At 71.1% G+C, this 11,062-nt stretch carries 10 protein-coding genes and 1 pseudogene; 9 read left to right on the top strand and 2 right to left on the bottom strand.

Annotated features, from left to right (window positions below):
• Nucleotides 1-160: 160 nt before the first annotated feature.
• Nucleotides 161-567 (bottom strand): annotated as a pseudogene (locus tag ACFV0Q_RS30635) (DUF5990 family protein).
• Nucleotides 568-980: 413 nt separating this feature from the next.
• On the opposite strand from ACFV0Q_RS30635, the gene ACFV0Q_RS30630 reads away from it, so the two are divergent.
• The 6 genes from ACFV0Q_RS30630 (at nt 981) to ACFV0Q_RS30605 (ending at nt 7,371) form a co-directional block, all read left to right on the top strand.
• Entirely contained in the window at nt 981-2,336 is a 1,356-nt protein-coding gene (locus ACFV0Q_RS30630) for a DUF455 family protein (RefSeq protein ID WP_385009615.1), read from the top strand.
• A complete protein-coding gene (locus ACFV0Q_RS30625) occupies nt 2,333-3,697 on the top strand; it encodes a hypothetical protein (protein WP_385009614.1) in 1,365 nt (454 codons plus the stop codon). The genes ACFV0Q_RS30630 and ACFV0Q_RS30625 overlap by 4 nt, the downstream gene beginning before the upstream one ends.
• A complete protein-coding gene (locus ACFV0Q_RS30620; RefSeq protein WP_385009613.1) occupies nt 3,694-4,629 on the top strand; it encodes an ABC transporter ATP-binding protein in 936 nt (311 codons plus the stop codon). The genes ACFV0Q_RS30625 and ACFV0Q_RS30620 overlap by 4 nt, the downstream gene beginning before the upstream one ends.
• Nucleotides 4,626-5,396, top strand: a complete 771-nt coding sequence (locus ACFV0Q_RS30615) for an ABC transporter permease (protein WP_385009612.1) — start codon at nt 4,626-4,628, stop codon at nt 5,394-5,396. Before ACFV0Q_RS30620 ends, ACFV0Q_RS30615 begins: the two co-directional genes overlap by 4 nt.
• Nucleotides 5,383-6,216 carry a hypothetical protein gene (locus ACFV0Q_RS30610; protein ID WP_385009611.1) on the top strand — a complete coding sequence of 278 codons (834 nt, stop codon included), beginning with the start codon at nt 5,383-5,385 and terminating at the stop codon, nt 6,214-6,216. Before ACFV0Q_RS30615 ends, ACFV0Q_RS30610 begins: the two co-directional genes overlap by 14 nt.
• A 231-nt stretch (nt 6,217-6,447) precedes the next feature.
• On the top strand, nt 6,448-7,371 hold the full coding sequence (locus ACFV0Q_RS30605; protein WP_385009610.1) for a JmjC domain-containing protein: 924 nt from the start codon (nt 6,448-6,450) through the stop codon (nt 7,369-7,371).
• Here the strand turns inward: ACFV0Q_RS30605 and ACFV0Q_RS30600 are convergent.
• A complete protein-coding gene (locus ACFV0Q_RS30600) occupies nt 7,363-8,400 on the bottom strand; it encodes a LuxR C-terminal-related transcriptional regulator (protein ID WP_385009609.1) in 1,038 nt (345 codons plus the stop codon). The two genes, ACFV0Q_RS30605 and ACFV0Q_RS30600, sit on opposite strands and share 9 nt — an antisense overlap.
• A 292-nt stretch (nt 8,401-8,692) precedes the next feature.
• On the opposite strand from ACFV0Q_RS30600, the gene ACFV0Q_RS30595 reads away from it, so the two are divergent.
• The 3 genes from ACFV0Q_RS30595 to ACFV0Q_RS30585 all read left to right on the top strand — a co-directional run bounded on the left by ACFV0Q_RS30595 (nt 8,693) and on the right by ACFV0Q_RS30585 (nt 10,764).
• A complete protein-coding gene (locus ACFV0Q_RS30595; RefSeq protein ID WP_385009608.1) occupies nt 8,693-8,974 on the top strand; it encodes a hypothetical protein in 282 nt (93 codons plus the stop codon).
• Nucleotides 8,975-9,062: 88 nt separating this feature from the next.
• Nucleotides 9,063-9,230, top strand: a complete 168-nt coding sequence (locus ACFV0Q_RS30590; protein ID WP_385009607.1) for a hypothetical protein — start codon at nt 9,063-9,065, stop codon at nt 9,228-9,230.
• Between the two features lie 625 nt (nt 9,231-9,855).
• Entirely contained in the window at nt 9,856-10,764 is a 909-nt protein-coding gene (locus ACFV0Q_RS30585; RefSeq protein ID WP_385009606.1) for an NAD-dependent protein deacetylase of SIR2 family, read from the top strand.
• Nucleotides 10,765-11,062: the final 298 nt, after the last annotated feature.

Below are 11,062 nucleotides of genomic sequence, written 5' to 3'. Positions count from 1 at the left end.
GATGCGCGGCATGGGCTGGAGCGGCCACAGGTCCTTGTTGTCGGTCGGGTACTTGGCGAACGTCACGTCCGCGTCCAGGACCTGGCTGGGCAGTTTGGTGTTACCGCACGGGTCGCGCCGTAGGGCCCGGCATCGCGTTGGGCGTCGTCGAGTTGCTGGGTCAGGGTGTAGCCGGGCACGCACTGCCCCGACGTGTCGTCCGGGCATTCGTAATCCCCAGCCAGCTCCCAGAGCATCGCGCCGCGACGGCCTGCGGCGGGGGGTCGTCCACCATCAGCTTGGAGCGGCGGAACATCCTGAACGCGCCACCCGGCGGCAGCTCTCCCCACGTCAGATACTGGAACCGGACCTGCGTCGTCCGTGGACGTGAGGTCCACGAAAGTCCCAAGCACCGTCCGGCGTGGCGACCGCTTCCACGGTGAACTCCCACACCGCCTCCGCGGCGTCCCCGGGGACAACACCCGCCGGCTCGCGCCCGCGCTGCACGGCGACATGGACGTCCCGGTATCCACCGCATTCACGACCCGGGAGAGCGCTGCCTACGATGCGCAGCGAGAGTGATGGCATCCGCGCCACTCTGCCACACGGGTCCTGGGCGGGGCTCAGCCGCGGGTGCCGTCCGCCGCGATCATTCGGAGCAGGTGTTCGGCGGTGGCGTTCTACAAAATCGACACCCTCGTCAGCTACTACGGCGACCGCGTCACCGCCGACCAGCGACCGCACTACCCGCAAGAAGCGTCAGCATCAGGGCTCGCGCAAAGAAGCTGACACTCCCGATTCCCAATGACCGGATCTGCCGCAGGAGCCCGGACCGCGACGTCCGCGGCCTTGGCGTCTTCCCGACAGTGCCGGATGCGGAACCCGGCGGGTCCTGTTGCGGTGATCCGCAGGCCGACAAGCTTGCTCGTACGACGCGGCGCACAGGTCACCGGAAACCCGCCCGCGGCGTCTCTTCCTGATCGCTGCCAAGGAGCTTCCGCATGCCCTCCGCCGCCAACCCTGCCCCTGTCGGGTCGTCCCAGGGCGCCGACGAGCTCAGCGTTCACGATCTGGCCGTTGTGAACCGGCGGCTCTACCACGCGACCCTGCTCGCCGGGCGCACCTTGGCGGCCTTCGCTCCGCTACTCGGCGACGTCGCCCCCCGCGCCGCCCTGGTGCGGGCCGTGCACGCGCTGATCGGCCAGAGCGTCCTGCTTCACGACCGGCTGCTGGAGATGCGGATACGGCCCGACGAGCTCGGGACGCCGGGGCCCGCCGCCGTCGAGGCAGCCGACGACCTGCTGGCCGGCAGCGGCGAGCGGGCGCTGGTCTTCGCGGCCGCACTGCTGCGGGGACTGGAGGACACCTTCACGGAACTGCACAACGGCTGCCGGGCCGAACACGCCTTCCACGACCGTCGGTTGTACGGAGCATGCCTCGCCCTGGTGGCCGAGGGCACCGAGCCCTACCGGCCGCATCCCGAGGACCCGGAAGGGCCCGGCCCCAAGGTGGTGCCCGATGCGGCGGCGCTGCGGACGGTCGCGGACTTCCTGGCCGTCCCTTGTACCGCGGGCGCCCCGACCACTGCGACCGGCACCCCAGCCCTGCGCCTGCGGGACTGCCCGACCCGGCGCTACCCCGGCTGGGCGAGCTTTGTGAGCGCGGCCGACGTCGAGTTCCAGGACCCCGAGGCCGATGATCCGGCGCGCTCGATCGTCCTGCACGCGCTGCGCAAGGGCATAGCCACCGAGTTCATCTCCACCGACATCCCGCTGCGCAACATCGCCGAGTTCCCCGATCTGCCCCTGCAGTTCTACCGGGACATGGCGCGCCACGCCCATGACGAGCTCCGCCACACCCATCTGCTGCTCGACCATCTGACTGCGATGGGCAAGGACTACCGCCGGGTGGCGTTCCGGATCCCCGACACCTACAGCGCCATGGCCGGACAGCCGCTGGCCTTCCGCCTCATCGTGCTGTCCCGCACCGGTGAGGACGCTGCCATCGAGGCCCTGGCCGACGCGATTCCGCGACTGCGCTCCACCGGCTATGCCGACGTCGCCGTCATGTTCGACCACGTACTCGCGGACGAGCTGCGCCACGTCGCGTACGCGAACCACTGGCTCAGGCATCTGCACGGCGACGACCTGGCGGTGGAAGCGGTCACCACCCGGGCGTTGGAACAGCTCAACGTCATGGTGGAGGAGCGCGGCCTCGGCGACTACATGCGCCGCGAGCCCGACCACAGCGCCCGGCGCGGACGGTACAACCCCGATCTCGAGCTGCGCCGGCTGGCCGGCTTCAGCGACCACGACCTGGCCCGGATGGCGGCCATGAGCACCGGGAGTGCGGCATGACGATGCTCCTCGACACCTCCGACGAGACCACCGGTCCGGAATCCGATCCCGCCAAGACCGCCTTCCGCAATCAGCTGCTGCCCCTGACGGTGGCCAACGCCCTCAAGGTGCCGTTCTACCGCCATCACTGGGCGGGCTGCCGCACCGAAGCGGTCGAGCGGAGCGAGGACCTGGCGCTACTGCCCACCATTGACAAGTCCGTCCTGCTGGCCCGTCCCCACCGCGAGCGTCTGCACCCGGAGTTGGCCCCCGAGGTCTTCACCCACACCACCGGTACCACCGGCCACCCCTTCATCCGGGCCCGCAGCGGCGTGGAGATCGCCGCCTTCAAGGAACACGTGGCCATCCTCCAGGAGGTCGAGTCGGCGCGTAGCGGCCGACCGACCCTGGCGCCCGTCACCTTCTCCGCCGTACCGGCAACCGTGCACGGAGCGTTCGCCTCCACGGGGCTGCGGCTGAACGTCGACGTGTTCACCGCGGCGGGTCTGGACAAGACCATCGGCCTGCTCCTTCGGGACGATCTGGCGCCCGGTGACCACGAACGGCATCTGATCGGCTCGCCCGGCGGGCTGCTGCTGCTCACCCGGGCTCTGCGACAACTCGGCCTCGACCCCGCGGCGCTGCGCCTGGACCGGATCGTCAACCTCACCGATCTGCTGCTGCCCGGCCAGCAGGCCCTGCTCCGAAGCGCCTGGCCCGGGACTCCGCTGGTCAACCGGTTCAGCCTGTCCGAGGTCAGCTGTGGCGCCACCGAGTGCACCGAGTGCGGTGCATTCCATTTCGACCCGGTGGCCCTGCCCGAGGTCCTCGACCTCGACACGGGTGTGCCCGTTCCTTCCGGGACCGGCGAGCTGACCGCCACCGAGCTGTATCCGTTCGCGCAGCTGCAACCCATGATCCGCTACCGCACCGGCGATCTCGTCGAACGGATCGCCAGTCCCTGCGACCCCGGTGAGGTGTCCGTACGGCTCGTCGGCCGGCGCGCCACCACCCCGCTGGCCACGGTCGACGGGCGCACCGTGGCTGTCATCTCGCCAGTGGCGCTCGCCGTCGGCGCGGAGCTCATGCCGGAGCTGGAACGCTATCCGCTCGGCCGCCCCGGCACGCCCGGCGCCGAAATACGACAGGGCCGCCCCCTGATCAAGGTCGCTGGACGGGCGGAAGGCGCAGTCGTACATCTGGAACTGCGCGCCGCTCCCGCCTTCGACCCCGACCTGTTCCCGCAGCGGGCCCGCAATCTGGTGGCCGAGCTCACGGATCTGGTGGAGCGACTCACCGACCCGCAGATCCCGCGCACCGCACTGCGGCTCGACGTACGGCTCGCCACGGCCGGCGACTTCAACCGCGAGGGGGGCCGATGACCGCCCTGCCCGCCGTCGAAGTCGAGGCCCTGAGCCGCGTGTTCGGCACCGGAGCGGCCCGGCGCACCGTGCTGGACGAGGTCTCCTTCCAGGTTCCGCGCGGCGAGGTGCTCGGTGTCCTCGGAGCCAACGGCGCCGGAAAGACAACACTGATCAAGATCCTGGCCACGCTCCTCGCCCCGTCCTCGGGCACCGCGCGGGTGGCCGGCTCGGACGTGCGGACCCGCCCCAAGGCCGTACGGCGCCGCACCGCCGTCGTGCTCGGTGGCGACCGCGGTCTCTATCCCCGGCTCAGTGCCCGCGACAACCTGCTGTTCTTCGGCATGCTGAGCGGCCTCGGCCGCACTACGCTGACGGCCCGAGCCGGGGTCCTGCTCACCCGGATGGGCCTTGACGACGCGGCCGACCGGCGGGTGGAAACCTTCTCCAAAGGCATGCGCCAGCGCCTGCATCTGGCCGCCGGGCTGATCGCCGAGCCCGAGGTGCTGCTGCTCGACGAGCCCACCATCGGCCTGGACCCGGAGGAGGCGGCCCGGCTCCGCCAGACCGTCCGCACTCTGGCCGGAGCCGGTACCACCATCCTGCTGACCAGCCACTACCTCCTGGACATCGATCGGATGACAGACCGCGTCCTGATGCTCAAGGACGGCCGGATCACCCATGACCTGGCCACCGCGGACTTCCGCCGGCTGGCCGGGCACGTGGCCACTGCCACCGCGCGCGGCATCGGACCGCTGCCAAAGTTGCCGGCCTCGCTCTCGACGGCCCGCACCCGGCACGATCCGGCCGGCTGGCAGATCGACATCCCGCTGCCCACCTGGGACCCACGGCTGCTGGCGGACATCGGCTCGGCCTTCGCGGACCTCGGCCCGCACACCTTCGACGTCCGGCCCGTCGCGCTGGACGACGTCTTCTCGCTGGTGGCCGCATGACCGCCCGTATCGTGCTGCGCACCGCGCAGCTGCACATGCGCGAGGTGCGTTCGAGCCCCTCCCTGGCCATCATCGGCCTGGTTCAGCCTGCCGCCATCCAGACCATCGTGCTCTCGGGCGGCGGGCATGCCGACCCCCTCCGCACCACCGCACTGGTCACCGGCACCAGCCTGCTGTCCCTGTGGTCCGCCACCATCTGGTCGTCCGGCATGCTGCTGCGCCGCGAGATCCGCTTCGGCACCCTCAGCTCGCTGCTCGCCCGCCCCACCGATCTGCGGTTGATCGTGGCGGGAAAGGCGCTGGGCGCGGGTGCCACCGCACTGGCCCTTTCAATGGCGGTGTCCGCGGTGGTACCCGCCGCCCTCGGCCATCGGCTGCATTTCACTCATCCCGTGCTGCTGCTGCCTGCCGCCGTGTTCGCCCTGGTCTCGGCGACGGCGGTCGGCACCCTGCTCGCCGGACTGTTCATCGCCAGCCGCTCGGCCGGACGGATCGCCGAGGCCCTGCTCTTCCCGGTGTTCCTGCTGAGCGGCGCACTGCTCCCGCTGACCGTGCTGCCGGGCTGGCTGCGATGGCCATCGGCCTTGCTGGACCTGCGCTGGCTACGGGAGTTCGCACTGGCCGCCGCGGGAGCCCCGCACTCCCCGCTGCTGACCGCCGCGGCGGTGCTGGCGGTCTGTGTCGCCGCGCAGTTCGCGGCCGGCCATGCGGTGTTCGGCCGGCTGCTCGGCAGAGCGGTCAAGGAGGGCAGCCTTGACCTCCATTGACGTGACCCGGCCCGCCGCCTTGCCGGCAGGCACTGCCCGTCTGGGCCGCGGTCTCTGGCCCTACTGGCTCACCGCCCGGCTGGCCGGCGTCAGTTACCTGGTCACCGCGCCGCCGCGGACCCTGCTGCTCAGTGTGCTGCCGCGGGCGGTGCTTCAGACGGTGTTCTACGCCCTGCTCGGCCGCCTGGCCACCGGCGATGCCGGACTGATCCACGGCCTCACTGGTGCAATCGCCTTCCTGGCAGTAGGTCCACTGATCGTCCGGCTGCCGGACATCGGCACGGAGGAACGATACTTCGGCACCATGGGCAGGCTGCTCACCGGACGGCCGCCGACCGCCGCGCTGATCGTGGCCCGCAGCTGGCCCTACGTCGCCGAAGCACTCGGAGTCTGGGCCGCGGCGACCCTCACGGTGCCGCTGATCCTCGGGCATCCGGAGCTGGTGCTCGACCAGTTCACCGCGTTTCCCGCGTACGTGGTGGTGATGCTGGCCACGGCCTCGATGGGACTCGTCGTCACCAGCACCTGCCTCGGCCGCCGGTCCGAGGTCGCGATCAGCAACACCCTGGCCTACGCGACGCTCGCCCTGGGCGGCGTACTGCCCGCCGCCGAGCAGCTCGGACCGGTGACGGCCGTGGCCGACCTGCTGCCCTTCACCCCGGCTCTCGAGCTCTACCGTGTCCGGTCCGCCGACGGCTGGGACACCGCGCTACTGGTCCGCGCCTTGCTGCTCACCGCCGCCTGGACCGCCCTGGCCTGGCTGATCGCCCGCTTCCTGACCACGCGAAGCCTTCGCCACGGTCTTCACGAACTCATCTGACCCGCAGGCGCGGCAACCGCCGCGCCGCGAACACCGCACCGAGCACAGCAGAGAGGAGGGATTCCCATGGACCTGCGCGCCCTGACCATCAAGCTCGCCGCCGACATCCGCCGGATCGAGACCATCCAGTACCACGAGCACATCTGATCCCCATGGTGTCGCCGGGGGCACGGCTCCGTGCCCCCGGCAAAACCCCCGCCGAACCGCATCACGACCACCGGACGGACAGACATGACCTCGGCCATCCTGCAGGCCCCGCCCCTCACCCGGCCCACGCTCGCCGAACTGGTCGGAGACACTGCCGACTTCCTGACGGCCACCTGGCGCAGGGTGCCCCGGGTGCACTCCACGGACACTTCCTGGACAGGCGCGCTCAGCGTCGCCGACCTCGACCGGGTACTCGCCTGCGGCACCCTGACCGAGCCCTATCTGGAAATGGTCGAGGGCGGCCGCCATCTGCCCGTCCGCCGCTACACCACCCCCCGGCCCGTCGGCCCGACCGCCATCCACACCGCCGTGGACCCGGGCAAGGTCAGGACCGAGGTGTCCAAGGGCGCCACAGTGCTGCTGCGCAACGTCGAACACTGGCACGCCCCGGTCGCCGCACTGGTGCAGAGCCTTGCAGGGGAACTCGGCCGCAAAACCGAGGCGTTCTACTTCCTCAGCCCGCCCGACCGCCAGGCTCTGCCCGCGCACCGTGACGACGCCGATGTCTTCGTCATCCAGGTACAGGGCAGCAAGAGCTGGACGGTGCACACCCCGCCCACCGATGGCAACTGGGCTCCCAGCACGGAGCGCGAGCCCGGGGACATCGCCCTGCGCACCGTCCTGCACCCCGGTGACGTCCTGTACGTGCCCCGCGGAGCGGCGCACTGTGCGACCGGGGTCGGTCCCGGACTGTCCGCCCATCTGTCGCTCACCGTGAGGGAGATCGGCACCGCCCAACTCCAGGATGCCCTGCGGACGCTGCTGGCCGCGGACCTGTTCCTGCCGCCCCGCCCGGTGGACGATGCGGGCCTGGCGCAGATCGCGGACCGTCTGCTCGACCACTACCAGGCACGGCTCGCCGCTCTCAGTGCCGAAGAGCTCGTGGCCACCGCCCGTACTGCCCTGGCCACGCGACCCGACATGGCATCGGAGCTGGCATCACTGTGACCGCGCCTCCGCAGCACTCAGGACTGCGGAGGGTGCGTCCAGCCAGCCGGCCTGCGCCAGCCGGTATCCGGCTTGGAAGCGGCTGTCCGCGCCCAGCCGCGTCATCAGCTCCGAGGCGATCCGCCCGGCGGTACGTACGGAAACCCCCAGCCGTTTGCCTATCGATTCATCGGTGAGCCCGGCAGCAAGGAACTGAAGCACCTCGCGCTCCTGCGACGTCAGCCCTCTGCTGTCGCGTGCCCTGGCGGGGCTGAGGGGACTTGCCGTACGCCAGTACTTGTCGAACAGGGCGGTCAATGCGGCAACCACCCCCAGGCCGTGCAGCACGACCGCCGCGGCCGCACTGTTGTCCGGGTTCACCGGGATCACGGCGAGCCGACGGTCGATAAGGGTCATCCGGACGGGCAGCGACGGGGCCGTCCGCACCTCGGCTCCCAATGCGATGAGCCGGCGGGCGTATTCGAGGGTCGTCGAGTGCCGACCGGCACTCTCCAGATAGATGGTGCGCATCGACACGCCGCGCCGTAGCAGTTGCTCGTCCAGCGGTCGCGCTGCCGCGACAGTGTCCTCGCTGAGGCCACGACTCGGGGAGAACGCACACACTTCGTACTTCACCTGACGGGTCAGCTCGGCGAGACGGTCACGGATGCTGTCCAGCCCTGTCAGTTGCTCCACGATGCCACCGTCGGCACCGGCGGCATCGGGGGAAGCATCCGCGACCTGGGCGATCAGACTCGCGACCGCCGCCCTGGACTCCTCGATCCGCTGCTGATGCGCCGCCAACTCGGCCTGCTGGCGGGCGAGTAGCGCCTCCAGGCCGATCTCCGGGCTGATCGGGCGCAGTTGGCCGCTGTGCTCCCATGACGGGCGGAGCAGGGAGAGCTCGGCCAGTCGGTCGAGGGTCCTGCGCACCTGGTCCTCGGCGAGTCCGACGGCGGCCGCCACCTCGGGCAGCAGCGCCTGGGGTCGGGAGAGCATGGTGCGATAGACAGCCTCGCTGGTGGCGTCCAAACCGAGCAGGTCGAGCATGCCGTGGTCCTGTCCCTCTACGCGTGTAGTCATCGGTGCGCCGATGATCGCAGCGAGTGGTCTGTCCTCTGAATAGGAATCAGTTGAATTACCGGTGAACACGGCTGACGTGTTCAGGACAGTGCCGAACCCGGAACCCCACCCCCGCGCACCGGCCCCCGCCCTGCGCAACAGTGAACATATGCACATGCTTCACGGCTTCTTCAGCCCACCATCCGGAACGCCACCACCCCTGTCCGGCCCATCCCCCACCGCGCCGGGCCGATGTTCCCCGGACGCGGAGACCGTGAGGATGCTGGTGACCCGGCAGGCCGTTGCGGCCGATCGGCTCCAGCATCTGACGGTGCAGCAGCGGGGAGGCCGGGTCGCCCTCACATTCTTCGTCAGCGCCCCGGACTCCGGATCGGCGGAGGCGGTGGCGGAGCGCCTGTGCCGACGTGCACTGGCCGGTGAACCGGAGCTCAGCGGCTGGACTCTGACCGAGTTGCGGCTGGGGTTCGTCGCGTCGCACTTCGAGCGGCTCTTCGATGGCGCATTCCGGCCATCGCCGGATCAGGAACCACCCAACCCCTAGCTGCGAACGGTCCAGGCACCAGAGGCTGTTCCACGGCGACGGCACTCCGCCCGATGTGCCACCACAGCGCCCGATCCGAAGGTGTTCCATGTCACGCCCCGTTTCGAAGCTCGCCGGTGTACGGATCGGCGTTCTTGTCACCGCGTGCGCCGCGGCCCAGGCATTCTGCCCGCCCGCGTCGGCAGCCGACTCATCGGCATCCGCCATCGCCCCGCTCGCCCCCGGACAGATCATGGGCACCATGGGCTGGGAATAGCTGTCCCATGCCGTGTGCCGAGACGATCTCCGCAGGGCTTCACCCTCTCCCCGGTCAGTCTCGGGCAGATCGACTGGATCAAAGGGACGTACAGGTCAACGCACCCGGCCACGGGGCTTCAGGGGCACCGGCGGGAGGTTCCGAGCCGGGATCGGGGGGCCGTCGCCGACGGCCATCCCACAAGACAACAGTCCACCCTCGCTCCCCCCGCGACCAAGATCCGGGCCAGTTGCGGGCCGGTACCGGCCCACCAAGGGCCGGTAGCTTCACTTTGCCTACTCAGGACGGGTGTGGCACGTGTACCACCAGCAGACGAAGAACATGCTGGTCTCCTATTCCCCAAAGAAGCTGGGCTTCTTCTAGAGCACGCCTTGCCGCGGCTGCGTTCTCGCCCGAGGCCCACTCCTGGTGGAATACCAAAGCAGCCGGGTGGTTCCCCCACCTCCTGGCCACGGCCCGCACAGACGCCGCTGCCCACCCGGTTCGGGAGGAGGGCTGCCCGCCGCGGCATCACGATGTGGCTGGACCGCCACCCCGGACGCCTCGAGCGCGTGATCTTCAACGTGTACACGGACGACGACCGCGCCGCCTACGTCCGTGCACTGACCGAAGGGATCCAGCCCCGATGAACCACCCCGTCTTCGACCTGGAAGGCGCCGCCGAGGCGCTGCGCAGCCGGCTCGCCGAGGCCGACCGCGTCCTGATCGCGGCCGGGGCCGGACTGAGCGCCGCCGGATACGACTACGGCGACGAGGACCGCTTCCGGGAGCTCTTCCCCGCCCTGCACGGCCTCGGCCTGCGCTCCCGCTACCTCGTCGGTGTGCCCCTGCCGCCCGAACTGCTGTGGGGCTACTGGGCCGTGCACATCGGCGACATCCGCTTCTCGCCCGCTCCCAACCCCCTCTACCAGCAGCTGCGCGCACTGGTCGGCGGGACGGACCACTGGGTGATGACGTCGAACGTGGACGGCCTCTTCGCCCGCAGCGGCTTCGCTCCCGACCGGATCTTCACCCCGCAGGGCGACTACGGCCGCTACCAGTGCGCCACCCCCTGCACCCCCGCCGTCTGGGGCAGCGAGCCCCTCGTCGCACGGCTCCTCGCCGTGTACGACCCGGGCACCGACGCCGTCTGCGACCTCGGCGCCCTGCCCCGGTGCCCGAACTGCGGCGGCGAAGTGGAGATCAACGTCCGCGTCGGCCCCGAGTTCGTCGACGCCCCGTACCGCCCCGCGCACCGCAGGCTCCCGGACTGGCTGGGCGCGGCCCCCTCCGGCACCCGCCTGCTCATCCTGGAATTCGGCGCCGGATTCAACACGCCGGGCGTGATCCGGTGGCCCGGGGAACAGCTCACCCGCCGCTTCCCGCGAGCACGCCTCGTACGTGTCAACCCCACCCGCCCCGAAACCCCCGCCGATCTCTGCGACCGGGCCCTGCCCGTGCCGGTCGACGCCCAGCGCCTGCTCGACGCACTCACCGCCACGCTCCCGGCGCCCGAGCCCGCGGTGACCTCCCGGCGTCCGCGGTCCTCCCGCTGAGGCCGCGTCCGTCCTGAGAAGGACGGTGGCCCGGCCGCCGCCTCGCGCCGCGACGTCGTCAACCCGGACCCGGCCGGGAGATCCACGGCCGGTGGGCGGGGCGGGGGAGGCGACGCGCCCCCCCGCAGCCTATAGGGGGCCCGCGCCCGGGGGGGGGGCCCCCCGCCGCGGGGGGGGGCGCGGGGGGGGGGGGGGGGGGGCGGGGGGGGCGGGCTTGGCGGTCCCGGGCCCGGGGGCCCCGAGCGCCTGCCGCCGGGGGGGCGGGGGCGGCGGGGCGCCCCCACCGCCGGGTCTACGG

Origin of the sequence: Streptomyces sp. NPDC059564 (genome assembly GCF_042735575.1) — a bacterium.
Classification (GTDB): domain Bacteria; phylum Actinomycetota; class Actinomycetes; order Streptomycetales; family Streptomycetaceae; genus Streptomyces.
Note: the sequence above shows the minus strand (reverse complement) of the source record. Positions and strands in the feature narration are given on the sequence as shown.